This window comes from Anaerotruncus sp. (genome assembly GCF_057433415.1).
Map to the genome: position 1 here is coordinate 30,405 of NZ_DBMDHH010000022.1, position 15,631 is coordinate 46,035.

Below are 15,631 nucleotides of genomic sequence, written 5' to 3' on the forward strand. Positions count from 1 at the left end.
AGCACGATTGCTGAAATCGTGCTGATATGCGGGTATGGCGGAATTGGCAGACGCGTTAGATTCAGGTTCTAATGGTCGCAAGGCTGTGCAGGTTCAAGTCCTGTTACCCGCACCATGATCTAGACCCCGCAAACCGGCTCTACAAGCTGGTTTGCGGGGTCTTCATTTTTCTGCGATATTCGTTTTGGTGTTTATTTGGTGTTTATTTTACTGCCTTTCTTCAGGCTCAAGGCATCGGCGACTGCGTCGGTTGCTTTCGCCTGCGCCACTGCAAAGGTATGTGCATAGATGTTCAAAGTGGTGGTGGTCTGGGCATGGCCGAGAACTGCTGATATAGTTTTGACGTCTGCCCCGCTATTGATCAACAGGCTTGCATTTAAGTGGCGGAAGGAGTGGACGTTAACCTTGCGCATCCCGGTCCTGCCGCAGAAGCGTTCTAACCAATTTGACGCGCTGCTGGGGTGGATGACCGCTCCATTCCATGAGGTAAACAGCCGGTCGCTGTCCACCCATTGGGAGCCGAGCCGCAAACGCTCCGCCGTCTGCTCTGCCCGGTACTGTCTCAACAACTGCATAACGCTGTCCGACAGTTTCAGGCTCCTTTGGGAGCCTTTTGTTTTAGGCGTATCGGTAAATACCCCGCGATCCGGCGTGTAGTTACTGGTGCGGCTGACGGTAATCACGCCGCTGTCAAAGTCCACGTCCTTCCACTCGAACCCGAACAGCTCCCCGCGCCGAAAGCCTCCGTAGATGGCGAGGGTAAAGAATACCCGCCACTGCATCGGTTCCTGTTCCAGCAGCTCCAAAAACCGCTGGGCTTCCTCAATGGAGTAGACTTTCCGCTCCTCCTTTACCATAGCGGGCAGGGTGACACCGCGACAGGGATTGTCGCGAACGATGCCCTGGCTGACCGCATAGTCAAAAATCGTGGATACAAATGACAGGTAGTTTTTGATGGTCTTGGGGGCCAGCGTGCGGCCTGTACGCTCGTTGATACCATCCTCCTGAAGGTTGAGAATGAAGAGCTGCACTTTCCTCGTTGTGATCATGCTCAAGCGCAAATGGCCGAGCGCTGCATAAGTACGCGCCTCAAATTGGTGATACAAATCAGTGGTTCGCTTCTTCAATCTGACCTCGGCGTACCCCACGGATGATAACATATGTCGGACTTAGCCTTGCACCGTTCTTTAAACAACACCGCTTGCCGCTGCAATTCCTTCTCGATCTGCCGCGCGGTCAATCCAGGCGGCGGCATCCAAGCGGAAGTCGCGTTGCCGCTGGCCTATGAGAACGGGGCCGTCTGGTTTATGACAAAGGCGACCTTTATGAAGTTCGTCGGCATGGTGGACAGCAACAAACAGCCGATCGCCCGCGTCAACCACGGGATTGGCGAAGGCCGGAACGGATGCTGCTGGGCCGTCAGGTCATCCTTAACGACTACATGTCCAGCTACACGGATTCGCCGACCGCTGACACGGTGGTAGCGTTTATCTTCAACTCCAAGGATTACGTTCTCAACACCAACTACAGCATCGGCGTCAAGAAATACGAGGACAACGATACCGACGACATGGTAACCAAGGCGATCATGATTGTTGACGGAAAAGTGGTCGACAAAAATTCCCTGGTCACCATCACCAAGAAAAACGCCTGATGATTTTAGCCCGGCCCCTTCGGGGGCCGGGACGGAGGTTTGCAATGATACTGGACGAAGTGAAGGCCGCGCTAAGAATCAAGGGGGATTTATTTGACACGGTTGAAATCGAACCATTGATCGAAGCATGTAAAACTGATTTGAGGCTCGCTGGCGCAAATAAGATATTAGATAGCGATCCGCTTACCGTCCGGGCCATTGTATTCTATTGCAAAGCAAACTTTGGGTATGCGGAGGATTCGGAAAAGTGGCGGGCCGCCTATGAGCATCTTAAGTGCGCGCTGGCCCTGGCGGGGGACTATCGATGAGGATGGACCATGAACTGGTAATACAGGCTTTTTCCGTGCGGGAATCGGGTGAAATCAAAATCGGGTCATGGGAAAACACCGCAGTGCTCTTCGCGGGCAAGGAGGAAAAAAACGGACTGTCTGTTTACGCCTCCCACGCGGCGGCAAAACGTACTTCCACGAAGTTTTATGTGCGGGCAGAGACGGAGATCACCCAGCACAACCGGGTTGTGTTCTGCGGCGTGCCGTACACGCTGACGGGCATATCCGAAAAGGGAAGGGATCTTCTTGAGCTGTCTGCGGTACAGGTGAGAGACGACACGTGTTCGGTTTACCGACGGGACGCACAGGTTGATGCGTATAAGCGCCCTATCTGCGGAGTACCCCCAAAGGTCATGGAATTCCCGGCCGTTCTGGTGGAAAAGTACCTGGGATTTACGCAGAACGCCCCGATGGCACAGACGCAGACGACATTCGTTCTGGTGACGCCGAAAGAGGTTTCACTCAAAATCGCGGGCCTGGTGGAGGTGAATGACGCGCGGTATGCCGTGCGGATTTGCCATACGCTGGACGAATACAAATCGAGTATGAGATTACACGGATGGAAGAACCTTAAAAATTTTTACGGGCGGTCGAAAAGTTGCATTTTTTTGCACAATCCACCTCTCTGGAAGGTACCGGTGAAAGAGGTTTTCTCGAGAGCCCTTGAAAAAGATTTGGGAAAGGCAGGGATGCGATGCAGGAGGTAGACACCCGTGAAATGGTGGACTTCGGACGAACGCTTTCCAATCTGCTGGGGGAACTCCCGGAAATGCGCCGGGAGCTGCATGAGGAACTGGCGGAGCTTGCCAAAAAGGAAGTGGACGCCGCGATTTCGTCGTCCGGGCTCAACGATTCCAGCGGGGATATACGCCGTTGGCAGGCGGCGCATGTCGGTTCGGGCGGCGGGTATGCGGCTGTTCGGGCCGCCTCGGAAAAGGAGGGCGGCGGGACCGGACCGAACAGCGCCGGGGCGATCACCAACGATCTTGAAGGCGGGCATAAGATTCGCCCTCCTTCCGGGAAGCCGGGATACCGCCCGCGCATCCGGATGGCCTATGTAAACGGATATCACTTTTACCAGACGGCGCGCAGCTCCCTTGAAGCAAAGGCGATCCGGCTGGCGGAACAGTTCGTGGAAAAGTTCGCAAAAAAACTGGAGGGTGAGGAATGACGACGCAGCTTGCAGTCATGGACGCGATTCAGGTTCTGGCGGCCAAAGCCCTGCCCGAACTCAAGAGGATCTATACCGACCTTGTCCCCACCGACTTCCTGCGGCCCTGCCTGCTGGTGCAGCCTGTCACGACCATGCGGGAGGATGCGGCGCAAAACCTTGAACGGGTCACGGACTACTACACGCTGACGGTGTTTGACGAGACGGACGACTATTCCAACTCGGACACCCGGCGGCTGCTCGAATGGCAGCAGAGGGTCCTGGACCTGTTCCGCCCGGGATATCTGGAGGCGGGCGGACGGGCGCTTTCCGTAAAGGCGTCCACCGGAGGGCGGGACTGGGACAAGGCGTATGTGGATTTGCAGTTCTCCTACCATGATCTGCGGGACGAGACGCCCGACACGACCCCAAAAATGGGGTCGGTGGAAACCAACATGAATTTGAAAGGATGATTTTATGGGACTTCCTTCGATTGACATCACCTTTAAAACCCTCGGCATGACCGCCATCCAGCGGTCGCAGAAGGGGATCGTCGCGGTGATCCTGGAGGACGCGGCGGGGGCCGGGGCGCACATTATGACCAACGTGACCGACATCCCGTCGGCGCTCGGCGCGGAAAACCGGGCGTATCTGGAGCGGGCGTTCACCGGCTATGTGAACCCGCCCCGCAAGGTGATCGCCTATGTGGTCGACGGCACCGAAAAGACGCTGGACGACGCGCTCGCCTACTTTGCGACGCAGCAGTTCGACTATCTGGTGGGCGCGCCGGATACCGAATCCGCCGACGCGCAGAAGATCGCGAGCTGGGTCAAATCCGAACGCGCCAATAAGCATACCGTCAAGGCGGTGCTGCCGGGCACGGCGGCAGACAGCGAGGCGGTCGTGAACTTCACGACCGGCGGCATCCGGCTCGGGGAGGCTTCGGTGACGACGGCGGCCTTCTGTTCCCGCATCGCGGGCCTCATCGCCGGGACGCCGATGACGATCTCCTGCACCTACGCGCCGCTCGCGGAGGTATCCGACGTGACGCGGCTCACCAAGGAACAGCTCGATACGGCGATCGACAGCGGCGAGTTCGTCCTCTTCCATGACGGCGAGAAGGTCAAGGTCGGCAGGGGCGTGAACAGCCTTAAGACCACCTCGCAGGAGAAGGGAGAAGCCTTCAAGAAGATCAAGATCGTCGAAGCGATGGACATGATCCAGAACGATATCCGCATGACCGCCGAGGACGGCTACATCGGCAAGTATGCGAACAGCTATGACAACAAGTGCCTGCTCATCATGGCAGTGAAGGGGTATCTGGAAGAGCTGGAGCGGTCCGGCATCCTCGAGACGGGCACCTCGGTTGTGGAGCTCGACCTCGCGGCGCAGGAAAACTACCTGAAGTCCAAGGGAATTGACACGTCGGATATGAGCGAACAGCAGATCAAGGAGGCCAACACCGACGCGAAGGTGTTCCTGCGGGCGCGGGTAAGCATCCTCGACGCGATCGAGGACATCGTACTGCCGATCACGATTTAAGGGAGGAACAGAATATGGCGATGGAATCCGCAAAACGGGTGATGTCCGGCACCCATGGGGAAATCTGGCTGGACGGGGAACAGGTGGCGGAGTGCTACAAGTTCCAGGCGAAGGTGACGCTCAACAAGGAGGACGTGCCGCAGTGCGGCGTCATGTGGACGGACAGCAAGGTCAAGAACATGACAGGCAAGGGCTCGGTGGGGCTCTATAAGGTGTCCTCGCGCATGGCGAGGCTGATTGGCGAGCAGGCGCGGGCCGGAAAGGACCCGCGGTTCACGATCATCTCCAAGCTGGACGACCCGGACGCCTACGGCGCGGAGCGCGTGGCGGTCAAGAACGTCTCGTTCGACGACCTGACGCTCGCGGACTGGGAGGCGGGCGTCTTTGGCAAGGTGGAGTGCCCGTTTACCTTCGGCGACTACGAATACCTCGACAAAGTGGAGGACCGGGCATGAGCGGCACGCTGGATATCCTACTGCGGGCGGAGGTGCCCGAGCCGCAGACGAAGCAGTTTAAGCATAAGCGTCTGTCGAAGCTCTGCGGGGAAGATGTGGTGTTCACCCTGCGGGAGCTGGGCTTTAGCCGGGTGGCGGACATCAAGAAGCTGCACGAGGGGGAGGAGATGGAGGTCCACATCCTGCTGGCCGGGATTGTGGAGCCCGATCTCAAGGACAAGGGGCTGCTCTCCAAGTACGGCGCGGCCACGCCCGCCGAGCTCGTGAAGAGGCTGCTGCTGCCGGGAGAGATCACCGACATGAGCCGCGAGGTGGAAAAGCTCTCGGGTTACCGGACGAGCACCATCGAGGAGCTTAAAAAAAAATAGACGCCGACCCGGAACTGGGCGTGATGTTCTGGCTGCTCAATGAACATCACGTCCTTCCGGGGGCGTACTATCGGATGCCCGAGGGGGAAAAGGTCGTCGTGAGGGCGATCTTTGAACGGATTATGGAGGCGCGCAGGGAGTGACGCTATTATAAGACTTTTACATCTTCGCCAGACACAAGGGCCTCCAGGCCTCCGCTTATTCTATTCCATTTGAGAGTAATGGAAACGTCTTTAGCTGCCTGAAATCGAACGCTTTTTTTCCTCAAAGAAGTGGAGAATTCTAAAGTGTTTTCGCCGTCTGCGGCTTCAATTATCTCCGAGTCTCCGCAGTTAATCCAAGCACGCTCTTCCCCATTTAGTCTGACTGTAATAACTGGCTTAATCAAAAATGATTGCGCGACAGATTTAACATGGATTTTCATATTGACACCTCCTTAATTATTTTAGCATATGTTTGCGAAAATTCCTAGATGGGCGGCGATTTTATGGCACGCGATATTAGTATAGCGATCTCGGCAAAGGACAATTTTACACAGGCAGTCACGACGATGCGTAATGCAAACCAAGCGTTTAATAAGGATTTAGAGGGATTGTCAGGCAAATTAAACTCCCTCAATAAAACAAAGGTGACGCTCCAGATTGACGCGGATAAGGCAAAGCGTGAACTCAAGGAGGCCCAGAAGGCGTTTGCCGACATGAACGACGAGGCGGCGGACGACACCAAGCTTCGCAAGGCGATGGAAAACTACGACAACGTGCGCAGGAACCTCAAGCTCGTAGCGGACGAGGCGCGCAACACGGAGAAGGCCATCGCAAGCTTTTCGAGCGCGCAGAGCAGGGCGGAAAATCGGGTCGGAGGCAGCTTTGGCTCCGACCCGGTCAATCGGCTGGCGGGCGCGGGACTCGGAAAAATGATGGGTGACGCGGCGTCCAGCGCGGTAAATGTAGGGATCTCCTCGATGTTTGGAAACGAAATGGGCAGCGCGATCTCCACGACGCTTTCGGGAGCGCTAACCGGGGCGGCGATTGGATCGGTACTCCCGGGCCTTGGCACGGCGGTCGGTGCCGCATTTGGAACGTTAGCCGGCGGAATCAATGCCGCGACGCAGTTGTTCGAGAAGGGGGACGACGCCTTTCGGGCGCAGGTGCAGTCCTCCGTCGAGGAGGCGCGGGCGGACCGACAGAACCGCATTGCCTCCGGGACGGTCACGGCGGCGACGCGGGAAAAAGACCTGGTGTCCTTCAAGACGCTGCTGGAGGACGACACGATGGCGGCGGACGAATTCCAGAGGAGCCTGATCAAGATCGGTAGGACGCCGCCCTTCAGCTACGACATGGCCCGCGCGCTCACGACGGATATGCTGGGGCTGGGGAACAGTGCCCAAGAGGCGCTGGACCGCGTGAACGGGCTCGCGGACGCCGCTGCGTCGCTGAACTGGTCGGAATCCGAAGTCAGCACGATTGCTGCCTCCCTGGAAACGATGGAGATATCGGGATCGGTAACGTCGATGAACCTGAAAACCCTGGCCAAAAAAGGCCTCAACGCCTACGCAGCCGTGGCGAAGGAGTTCGGGATCGAGGAGAGCCAGGTGGCCGACAAGGTCAAGGACTTCGACGCGGGGCGGGTTGTCGACGCGATCATGAAGTATATGGAGGGGTTTGGCGGAACGTCGTCCGGATTGGCAGATACCTACTACGGCAAAAAGGGAATCCTAGAATCCTACCAGGAGGACATGGACGCGGCCTACGGCGAGGGGTTTATTTCCAAACGGACGGAGGGCTACGACGCAGAGATCTCCTCACTTTCGGGGGAAAGCGGAGAACGCGCAAAGGAGGCGAACAGCCTCATAGGAGAATATTACGCGTCCCTGGAAAACCAGAAGGAGCAGTACGCCCGCGACGCTCGCGATCTTGTGATGGGGGTCACGGATTCCAGTGATATCTTCACAGAGGCAGCGGCGGAGCGGTTTGAAGAGATGAGAAGTCAATTCGCGGACGCCGCGGCGGAAGAGGACGCGGCAAAAATGGGAGAGATCCTCACGAGGGCGCAGATCCTCGCGCAAAACGAGTATACGGCGGGACCGGGCGCGCAGGCGGAAATAGACAGCCAAAGGTCGCTGATCGAAGCCGTGCAGGCCGACACCGCGCTCAACGACGATTACTACAACACCGGTCGGAAGCTGGGAGAAACGTTGTCCCGCGGGATAGTCGACGCGATGATGCGAAACAACCCCTATGACCCGTCGCAATACCTGGATGGCCTCGATGCCCTTGAGCGGTACGACGACGTCGCGCAGGACCCGGGGAACGAGGCGCGGGCAACCCCGCAGGCGCTCGGTAACGCATACGGCCTGCCCTACGTACCCCGGGACGACTATCTCGCGCGGCTGCACGAGGGGGAGCGGGTGCTTACGGCGGCGGAGGCGCGGGCCTACCGGGAGGGCGGCGCAGGCGTCACGCTGACGGGAAACAACATCACGGTGCGGGAAGAAGCGGATATCTACAAGATCGCGCAGGCGCTCTTTGCGGAGCTGCGCCGGGCGCAGATGATATCTTAGGAGGTCCGGGTATGTCAAGACGCAAATTCATCTTCAAGGGCGGCGGGAAGGAACTGGTCCTGCCCGTGACGCCGGACAGCTATCAGGTTGAAAAGGGCATCAACGTCGAGGTCGTCAACATCCACCAACTGGGGGACGCGATCCTCGCCGGGTATGGGACGCTGGCAACCATCAAGGTTTCCTGCATTTTCCCGGCGAGCCGCTATCCGTTCTCGGACGGTTCCGACCCGAACAGGTATGTCGGGCAGCTTGAAAAATGGGTGAAGAAACGACAGAAGCTCCGCTTTGTGGTAGGTGGGACGGGGGTCAACATCCCGGCGATCATCCAGAGCGTCAGCTATGGGGAGCGGGACGGCACAAACGACGTCTACGCGGACATTATCCTGCGGGAGTACCGGCAGCTAAAGGCGGTCAAGGTGGCGGACACCGGCGCGAACAGCGGCAGGCCGGAACCGGAATCGACGGGCAGGCAGCTCCCGCCCTATACGGTCAAGGCCGGGGACTGCCTGTGCGCAATCGCCCGGAAGTTCCTCGGGGACGGGTCCTACCAGATGGCGCAGAAGCTGGCCGCCTACAACTTCGGGAGCCGGGACCCCAACGTCCTCTATGTGGGAGAGGTCGTCAACTTCCCGCCGACGCTGTAAGGAGGTGGCCGGGTGAATATCCTAATCACGGGAGCAAAGGGGACCTTCGACGTAACCGACCTCGTGCCGTCGGTGCGGTGGTCGGGGGACTACCGGCAGGCGGCGCGGTCGCTGGACTTTTCCGTCGTAGCCTCCCCGGTAGACAAAAGTATTCCCACAGTGGACTGCCCGCTGGGAGCGAACGTCCAGCTTGTGGAGAGCGGAAGGGTGCTTTTTGACGGCTTTATCGTGAGCCGGGGGAAGAACACGGAGAAGAGCGAGATCACCCTCTCCTGCTTCGACCGGGGGTTCTACCTCAACCGCAACAAGGGTTATTACAAGTTCGTAAATACGCCGCCCGAGCAGATCGCCGCACGGGTCGCGGCGGACTTCGGCATCCAGGCGGGGACGCTGGCGGCGGGCGCGCCCGTCACCCGCATCTTCGCGGGGGTACAGCTTTACAAGATCATCGCGACCGCTTACACGCTGGCGTCCCGGACGACGGGCAAGCAGTACCACATCGGGTTCCGGGGCGAGCGGCTCTTTGTCACCGAGAAAGGGCCGGACGAGCGGACGCTCGTCATCGCCGGGGAAAGCAACCTCATCGCGGCCAATACAAGCGAGAGCATAGAAAACATGGTCAACGCCGTGGCGATCTACGACGCGGCGGGGAACCTCGTGCGGACGCAGGAGGACGCGGAAGCGATCGCCCAGTACGGACGGATGCAGGAGGTCATGAAACAGACAGCAAAGGATGATAAGGCGTCCGAGGCACAGAAGCTGCTGGACGACGGCGGGGTAAAACAGACGATCACCGTCGACTGCCTCGGGAACACGGCGAACACGGCGGGCGGTTCGGTGGTGGTGCGGGAGCCGTACACCGGGCTGTACGGCCTCTTCTACATCGACAGCGACGTACACGAGTGGAAGCGGGGGCAGTACTACAACAAGCTGACCCTCAACTACAAGCGGATGATGGATGAGCAGGAGGCGGGGAGCCTGCCGAACGCGAGCGGAGAATCGACCGGGCAATCCTACAGCTACACGAATAAACCGGAGGGAACATGATGGAAGAGAATCCATACGCGGGAATTCTGGAGGTTGTGCGGACCGACGCCGACGCGCGGAGCGCTTCCCCGTGGGTGATCGGGACGGTGGCGGCCACCGCGCCGCTCACGGTCATGCTGGGCGGCATCCCGCTTTCGGGAGCGGACCTGCTGGTCAACCCGCAGCTCCTGCCGCACGAAGAGACGGCGGCACTTTCGGAGCTAAAGGGAAGCTTGGAGGGTTCCCCGGCGGTAAGCGTGACGAATGGAAGTCTGGAGGCGAAGGCGCTGCTCGGCGGCGTGCTGGTCCCCGGCGACCGGGTGGCGATGCTGGCGAGCGCGGACGGGCAGCAATATGTTGTGATTTGTAAGGTGGTGAGTGCGTGACAGACCTTTTCCCAATCATCCAACCGGAGGTGGTGCAGGAAGAAACCGAGCTGCCGCTCTATCGGGAAGTGAAGTGGGACTTTGAAAAGGGCGAACCGGTCTTTCGCGGTGGGGAGCCCGTCGTGGCGGAAGGGGCCGAGGCGATCAAAACATGGGTGTGGAAGGCCCTCGTCACCGAACGGGCGCGGTATGAAATCTACTCGTGGAACTTTGGCTCCGAGGTGGAAAGCCTCATTGGGCAGCCCTACACCGACGAGCTCAAGCGGGCGGAGGCGGTGCGGTATGTCCGCGAGGCGCTGGAGATCAATCCCTACATTACGGAGGTCACGGCGGCCTCGGTGGATTTCGACAACGGGGTGCTGACGATTGATGTGACAGTGGATACCGTCTATGGGGAGGTACAGGCGCATGTATGAGGAAATGACGCCCGAAAAGATCAAGGGCGATATCTTAAAAGAGATCACGACGCTGGACACGCGGGAGGGCAGCTTTTCGGACGACATGGCGGGGCCAATGGCGGTGCAGCTCTACAAGGTGTACCAGTCGCTGAACGCGGTGCAGCCCATCGTATGGGTGAACGAGGGGAGCGGCGGATATCTCGACATGGCGGCGGAGGATTTGGGCATCGAGCCGCGCAAGGCGGGCACGAAGGCGGCGGTGACGCTCGAACTCACCGGAACGGCGGGGTTTTCGGTCAAGGCCGGGACGCGCTTTCTCACAGCGGACAACCTCGTCTTTGCAACGGTGGAAGACGCGGTCATTCCGGAGACCGGGATGGCGGCTGTTCCGGCGGAGGCGGAGAAGGCCGGCGCGGCCTATAACGTCGGGCCGGGGGAGATCGCGTTCCAGTACGAGAACGACAACAGAATCCAGAAGGTGGGCAATCCCGAGGCGGCGCAGGGCGGGACCGATCCGGAGAGCGACGCAAGCTTATACGCCCGCATCGTCTATGCCCGGCAGAAGCCGTCGACCTCGGGGAACAAATACGACTATGAGCGGTGGGCACGTGAGGTCCCCGGCGTGGGCGAGGCGAAATGCACGCCGATCTGGGACGGCCCGGGGACGGTGCGGGTGCTCGTCGTGGATGAGGATCGGCAGCCGGTGGACACAGCGATCGTGGAGGCGTGCGCGGCGCACATCGAGGAGGTACGGCCGATCGGAGCGGCGGTGACGGTGGTTTCGGCGTCGGCGCTGTCCATCAACGCGGCGGCAAAGGTGACGGTGGACGGCTCCACGACCCTTGCGGCGGTACAGGAGGCGTTCGCAGCGGCGCTGGGGGAATACCTGCGGTCGCTGGCCTTTGAAAAATACGAGGTGCTGTATAACCGCGTGGGCGCGCTGCTCATCAGCATTGACGGGGTGGTGGACTATACGGACCTCACCCTCAACGGCAAGGCCGCGAGCGTAGCGGTCGGACCGGAGGAAATCCCCGCGCTTGGGGAGGTGACGCTCACATGAATCTGCTGGAAATGCTTCCGCGCGCGGCCTATCACGACGAAGCGCATGTCGGGGATTTTCAGGGCGCGGTGGGACGACAGATGGACGCCGCTGAAGCGGCGCGGGACGACCTGATGAAGCAGGCGCGTCCCGCCACGGCGACATGGGGCATGACAATCTATGAGCGGGAGTACGGGATTGAACCGGATGTATCCAAGCCGCACGACCAGAGGCTGTCCCGCTGGCGCGCAAAGCGCCGTGGGCAGGGAACGACGACAAAGGAGCTGATCAAGCTCATGGCCTCGAGCTTCACGGGCGGAGAGGTCGACGTGCGGGAGCCAAAAGGTCAGTACCTGGTTGAGATTGAGTTTATTGGGACGTGGGGCGTGCCGCCGAATGTGGACGATTTGGAGGAAAGTATCCGGGAGGTGCTTCCGGCGCATCTGGATTTGACGCTGCTCTACAAGTACCTGACCTTCGGGATGCTGACGGCGCAGGACATGACGTTTGGAGAGCTGACGGCGCTCGGGTTGGAATGGCCGGAATTTGCGGGAGGTGCATGGACGGATGGCAGATAAGGTGACGAGGTTTACCGACAACGAGGTTGTGACGACGGCTGTCTTCAACCAGCGGGTGGATGAGACGAACGCGGCGTTTGCCGTTGTAGACGAGGCGATAGACGGGTTGTCGGGGACAGGCGGGGAAATCCCCGCAATCAGGGAAAAGGACGTTCAGCAGGATGCCCGGCTGGGAACACTGGAGACGGCGGCCGCTGCCGCCGAGCGGGATATCGCCGCGAACGACGCGCGGGACGATGTGCAGGACACGCAAATCGCGGAACTGGGAGCGACGCTTGGACAGCATGGGACGGACATTACGGGACTCAAGACCGACGTTGAAAGCCATAGCCAGCAGATCGCCGCACACGTTGCAGATACCACGGTGCACATCACGGGAGCGGAACGCACGGCATGGAACGGCAAAGCCACAACTTCCACCCTCCCGGCCACGCTGACGGCGGCGGGCTGGGTTGGAGAGACGGCCCCCTTTACACAGGAGGTTGCGGTGGCCGGTATCACAGGCATCATGAACCCCCTGACCGACATCATCCTGTCGGAAGAGACGGACACGGCGATCGCAGAACTGGAGGCGTGGGGAATGGTGTCCAGCATTACGACGGGAGACGGAAAGATCACAGCGCGCTGCCTGGAGGACAAACCGGAGGTCGATCTCAATTTGCAGATGAAGGCGGTGCAGTAATGGGTGAATGTCTGCTTGTCAAGAAGGGCGGAACAAAGGAAAAGCTGCCGACCTACACCTACACCGGCGAACACCAGATGATCGTAGACGATGAGAACAAGGGTGACTGGAGGATTAAGTTCTTCACTTCGGGCGTGTTCACGATGCTTTCCCCCGCGAAGCTCGACATCGACGTGTTCCTTGTGGGTGGAGGGGGTGCCGGAGGTGGCAGCGAGCGAAATTCTTGGGGTGCCAGCGGAGGGGGCGGCGGCGGATATACCACGACTGTGCTGGCCTCAATTGGTAAATCGATAGAATACTCCATCGCAGTTGGCGCCGGAGGCGTTGGGAGAGAAGGATATAAAGGCCCTTCCGGCTCGGAAACAACCGCATTTGGCGATACGGCGGCAGGGGGATTGGGCGGCGTTTCTTGTAGGGGAAACGTTTATACCGGCGCTCCCGGAGGAAACGGAGGTTCAGGCGGAGGAAGTGGACACGGTTATGATGACGGCGGCACCACCGGCACGGGAAACGGCGGTTCCGACGGTTCTGATGGTAATTATGGAAAGGACAGTTCAACGGCCAGCAAAGGGAACGGGCAGGGAACGACGACCAGAGAATTCGGAGAACCGTCAGGAGAACTATATTCTGGCGGCGGTGGAGGAGGAGCTTGCAGAGCAACGCAAACGGCGGGAAAAGGCGGATCTGGCGGAGGCGGGACGGGCGCGCAAAGCGGAAACCCTGATATCGGTGGCCTTCCTGACAACATGACAGGCCGAGATGCCACGTTTTATGGCGGAGGCGGAGGAGGCAGCGGCGCAGGCGCTATCCGCATAGGCGCAACGGGCGGCAGCGGCTACCAAGGCATCTGCATCATCCGGAATCACAGGGAGGCGACGGCATGAACTGTATCATTACGCGAAGCGGCGGCGGGTCGTCATCCCGGATGCCGCAGTTCACTTACACCGGACAGTATGAGTTTATTACAGAAGACGAGGCGGCAAAGAGCTGGAAGCTGAAGTTTCTGTCCTCCGGAGTGTTTACCTTACTGTCCCCCAGAGAGCTGGACATCGATCTGTTCCTCGTCGGGGGCGGCGGAGCGGGAAGCGGCGTTTGCCGGGGAGGCGCGGGCGGCGGAGGCGGAGGCGGGTATACCGCAACCCATAAGAACATCCCAATCAAAAAGAACACGCCCTATCCCATCACGGTGGGCGGCGGCGGTATGGCAAACACAACAATGGGGACCGCAGGAGGAGCTTCTTCGGGGTTTGATTACTCAATCGGCGGAGGACAGCCCGCCACCAATGGATACGATGAAAAGGGTTCGTCCTATTGGCGTTACTATGCCGGTGCTGGCGGAGCGGGAGGTTCAGGCGGAGGCGGTGGCGGCAGCGGCGAATATCAGAACACGTCCGGCACCTACGGCGGCGCGGGCGGCGCGGGAGCTTCTGACGGTGGTTCGGCGGCCAAAGGCGGAGACGGCAGCTCCAGAGGAACTTCAAGTGACGCACGGTACTACGGAGGCGCTGGCGGAGCAGGGCAAGGGACAACGACACGCGAGTTCGGGGAACCCGGTGGTGAACTCTATGGAGCCGGCGGCGGTGGTGGTGGCGGCGGAACCTACGTAGGCGACGCGGCCAACGGCGGCGCTGGAGGCGCGGGCGGAAGTACCGACAGCGGCGGCGCTGGCGGCATCGTGGGCAGCGACATCGCGAACACTTTAGGCAAAACCGTTTCAACCGGGATCGGCGGTCAGGGTGGAAATGTCGGAACCAGAACGTGGATTGCCCGCACCGGCGGAGGCGGAGGCGGAGGAGGCGGCTATGGCGGAGGAGGCGGCGGTTGTGGAGACGGCTATGTCGGGAGCGGAGGCAGCGGCACTGGAAACGGCTACGGCGGTAACGGCTACCAAGGGATCGTCATCATCCGAAACGCAAGGGAGGCGGCAGTATGAATTATGCAATGCTCAAGGACGGGATTGTTCAAAACGTGATCGTCCTATCCCCTCATAACGCATCCGACTTCCCCGCCGCAGTACCGGCGGGAGACAAGCCGGTTGCCGTGGGGGACGAATACCGGGACGGAAGGTTTTGGAGAGACGGCGCGGTGGTCCTGTCCGAGACCGAACAGCTTCAAGCCTATTACACAGAGGTTATGGCGGCTCTGCCGCCCGGAACGGAGGATGTAGAAAATGCCTGATTACAAACGAGAGGCGAGACAGGTCGTGGGCTATATCAGCCGCTTGCAGACGGCGGGGGCGCACCTGTCCGCGGCAAAGGCAGACGCGGCAAAGGAGCCGCCCGCAGACGCAGGGATGTTCGCCCCCTCCCTGCCCGCCTGGGAACCTGACAGGGACTATCCAAAGGATACGATGCTGTCCTACGAGGGAGCGGCCCTCTGCACCCGGCAGGCGGTGCGCTCGCTGGCGGTCTACCCGCCCTTCAGCGCCGGAACCGAAGCCCTTTACGGCGCGCGCCCCTGCCCCGACCGTGCGGGAGTTTATCCGTATGTCTACAACATGTACGTGTGCATGGACATGCTTGTGCGGGAAGAAAGCGCGGTATACCGCTGCTACAATGCTCCTGAGCTGGACGAGGGCGGTATGTACATTACATACCCGCCTTCCCAATTGGCGGCGCACTTCGAGGTTTACTCTGTCGGATAGCGGGGGAATGAAAATGATCGTTGATGGCACGAATATGCGTATGATCCGTGGGGACAGCGAAAGCATCACCATTCGGTGTAAGAACCCGGACGGTTCCCTGCATCCTTTTGAGAGAGGCGACACCGTGTATTTTACAGTCAAGTGGAGCCCGAACGCGGATGAAAAACTCATGCAGA

22 protein-coding genes and 1 tRNA gene are annotated in these 15,631 nt (G+C 59.8%); 21 read left to right on the top strand and 2 right to left on the bottom strand.

What is annotated here, in order from left to right; all coding sequences use genetic code 11:
- The first annotated feature begins 28 nt into the window (after positions 1-28).
- Positions 29-115 (top strand) — tRNA-Leu (locus ACZO3G_RS07900).
- 76 nt (positions 116-191) lie between these two features.
- Here ACZO3G_RS07900 and ACZO3G_RS07905 read toward each other — a convergent pair.
- On the bottom strand, positions 192-1,127 hold the full coding sequence (locus tag ACZO3G_RS07905) for a site-specific integrase (protein WP_276873664.1): 936 nt from the start codon (positions 1,125-1,127) through the stop codon (positions 192-194).
- Positions 1,128-1,405: 278 nt separating this feature from the next.
- Between ACZO3G_RS07905 and ACZO3G_RS07910 the strand changes: the two genes are divergently transcribed.
- From ACZO3G_RS07910 to ACZO3G_RS07945, 8 genes are read left to right on the top strand one after another with little or no spacing between them, the layout of a single operon-like run.
- Positions 1,406-1,654, top strand: coding sequence for a phage major capsid protein (locus ACZO3G_RS07910; protein ID WP_276873666.1), 249 nt, complete (start codon positions 1,406-1,408; stop codon positions 1,652-1,654).
- A 44-nt stretch (positions 1,655-1,698) separates the two neighbouring features.
- The gene (locus tag ACZO3G_RS07915) at positions 1,699-1,962 is read left to right on the top strand and encodes a phage head-tail connector protein (protein ID WP_276873669.1); all 264 of its coding nucleotides are present in this window, start codon (positions 1,699-1,701) and stop codon (positions 1,960-1,962) included.
- A complete protein-coding gene (locus tag ACZO3G_RS07920) occupies positions 1,959-2,690 on the top strand; it encodes a head-tail adaptor protein (RefSeq protein ID WP_276873678.1) in 732 nt (243 codons plus the stop codon). Before ACZO3G_RS07915 ends, ACZO3G_RS07920 begins: the two co-directional genes overlap by 4 nt.
- The gene (locus ACZO3G_RS07925; RefSeq protein ID WP_276873680.1) at positions 2,678-3,154 is read left to right on the top strand and encodes a hypothetical protein; all 477 of its coding nucleotides are present in this window, start codon (positions 2,678-2,680) and stop codon (positions 3,152-3,154) included. The genes ACZO3G_RS07920 and ACZO3G_RS07925 overlap by 13 nt, the downstream gene beginning before the upstream one ends.
- Complete coding sequence (locus ACZO3G_RS07930; protein ID WP_276873682.1) at positions 3,151-3,606, top strand: DUF6838 family protein; 456 nt, start codon at positions 3,151-3,153, stop codon at positions 3,604-3,606. The genes ACZO3G_RS07925 and ACZO3G_RS07930 overlap by 4 nt, the downstream gene beginning before the upstream one ends.
- A 4-nt stretch (positions 3,607-3,610) precedes the next feature.
- Positions 3,611-4,675, top strand: coding sequence for a phage tail sheath subtilisin-like domain-containing protein (locus ACZO3G_RS07935; protein WP_276873685.1), 1,065 nt, complete (start codon positions 3,611-3,613; stop codon positions 4,673-4,675).
- A gap of 20 nt (positions 4,676-4,695) precedes the next feature.
- Positions 4,696-5,130 carry a phage tail tube protein gene (locus ACZO3G_RS07940; protein WP_418452339.1) on the top strand — a complete coding sequence of 145 codons (435 nt, stop codon included), beginning with the start codon at positions 4,696-4,698 and terminating at the stop codon, positions 5,128-5,130.
- Positions 5,127-5,498, top strand: a complete 372-nt coding sequence (locus tag ACZO3G_RS07945; RefSeq protein ID WP_276873689.1) for a phage tail assembly chaperone — start codon at positions 5,127-5,129, stop codon at positions 5,496-5,498. The genes ACZO3G_RS07940 and ACZO3G_RS07945 overlap by 4 nt, the downstream gene beginning before the upstream one ends.
- 148 nt (positions 5,499-5,646) lie before the next feature.
- Here the strand turns inward: ACZO3G_RS07945 and ACZO3G_RS07950 are convergent, their stop codons facing one another.
- A complete protein-coding gene (locus ACZO3G_RS07950; RefSeq protein ID WP_276873692.1) occupies positions 5,647-5,922 on the bottom strand; it encodes a hypothetical protein in 276 nt (91 codons plus the stop codon).
- 168 nt (positions 5,923-6,090) lie between these two features.
- Between ACZO3G_RS07950 and ACZO3G_RS07955 the strand changes: the two genes are divergently transcribed.
- From ACZO3G_RS07955 to ACZO3G_RS08010, 12 genes are read left to right on the top strand one after another with little or no spacing between them, the layout of a single operon-like run.
- A complete protein-coding gene (locus ACZO3G_RS07955) occupies positions 6,091-8,058 on the top strand; it encodes a tape measure protein (RefSeq protein ID WP_276873600.1) in 1,968 nt (655 codons plus the stop codon).
- Between the two features lie 11 nt (positions 8,059-8,069).
- Complete coding sequence (locus ACZO3G_RS07960) at positions 8,070-8,702, top strand: LysM peptidoglycan-binding domain-containing protein (RefSeq protein WP_276873603.1); 633 nt, start codon at positions 8,070-8,072, stop codon at positions 8,700-8,702.
- A 12-nt stretch (positions 8,703-8,714) separates the two neighbouring features.
- On the top strand, positions 8,715-9,749 hold the full coding sequence (locus ACZO3G_RS07965) for an XkdQ/YqbQ family protein (RefSeq protein ID WP_276873606.1): 1,035 nt from the start codon (positions 8,715-8,717) through the stop codon (positions 9,747-9,749).
- Complete coding sequence (locus tag ACZO3G_RS07970) at positions 9,749-10,114, top strand: DUF2577 domain-containing protein (protein ID WP_276873611.1); 366 nt, start codon at positions 9,749-9,751, stop codon at positions 10,112-10,114. The genes ACZO3G_RS07965 and ACZO3G_RS07970 overlap by 1 nt, the downstream gene beginning before the upstream one ends.
- A complete protein-coding gene (locus tag ACZO3G_RS07975) occupies positions 10,111-10,530 on the top strand; it encodes a DUF2634 domain-containing protein (protein WP_276873613.1) in 420 nt (139 codons plus the stop codon). The genes ACZO3G_RS07970 and ACZO3G_RS07975 overlap by 4 nt, the downstream gene beginning before the upstream one ends.
- Positions 10,523-11,572 (top strand): baseplate J/gp47 family protein, encoded by a 1,050-nt coding sequence (locus ACZO3G_RS07980; protein ID WP_276873616.1) that lies wholly within the window; start codon positions 10,523-10,525, stop codon positions 11,570-11,572. Before ACZO3G_RS07975 ends, ACZO3G_RS07980 begins: the two co-directional genes overlap by 8 nt.
- Positions 11,569-12,129, top strand: a complete 561-nt coding sequence (locus tag ACZO3G_RS07985) for a putative phage tail protein (RefSeq protein WP_276873618.1) — start codon at positions 11,569-11,571, stop codon at positions 12,127-12,129. Before ACZO3G_RS07980 ends, ACZO3G_RS07985 begins: the two co-directional genes overlap by 4 nt.
- Entirely contained in the window at positions 12,119-12,811 is a 693-nt protein-coding gene (locus tag ACZO3G_RS07990; RefSeq protein WP_276873621.1) for a hypothetical protein, read from the top strand. Before ACZO3G_RS07985 ends, ACZO3G_RS07990 begins: the two co-directional genes overlap by 11 nt.
- Positions 12,811-13,695 carry a glycine-rich domain-containing protein gene (locus tag ACZO3G_RS07995; RefSeq protein WP_276873624.1) on the top strand — a complete coding sequence of 295 codons (885 nt, stop codon included), beginning with the start codon at positions 12,811-12,813 and terminating at the stop codon, positions 13,693-13,695. The genes ACZO3G_RS07990 and ACZO3G_RS07995 overlap by 1 nt, the downstream gene beginning before the upstream one ends.
- On the top strand, positions 13,692-14,744 hold the full coding sequence (locus ACZO3G_RS08000) for a glycine-rich domain-containing protein (RefSeq protein ID WP_276873627.1): 1,053 nt from the start codon (positions 13,692-13,694) through the stop codon (positions 14,742-14,744). Before ACZO3G_RS07995 ends, ACZO3G_RS08000 begins: the two co-directional genes overlap by 4 nt.
- On the top strand, positions 14,741-14,989 hold the full coding sequence (locus ACZO3G_RS08005) for a hypothetical protein (protein ID WP_276873630.1): 249 nt from the start codon (positions 14,741-14,743) through the stop codon (positions 14,987-14,989). The genes ACZO3G_RS08000 and ACZO3G_RS08005 overlap by 4 nt, the downstream gene beginning before the upstream one ends.
- Positions 14,982-15,455, top strand: a complete 474-nt coding sequence (locus tag ACZO3G_RS08010) for a hypothetical protein (protein ID WP_276873633.1) — start codon at positions 14,982-14,984, stop codon at positions 15,453-15,455. The genes ACZO3G_RS08005 and ACZO3G_RS08010 overlap by 8 nt, the downstream gene beginning before the upstream one ends.
- Positions 15,456-15,631 lie beyond the last annotated feature (176 nt).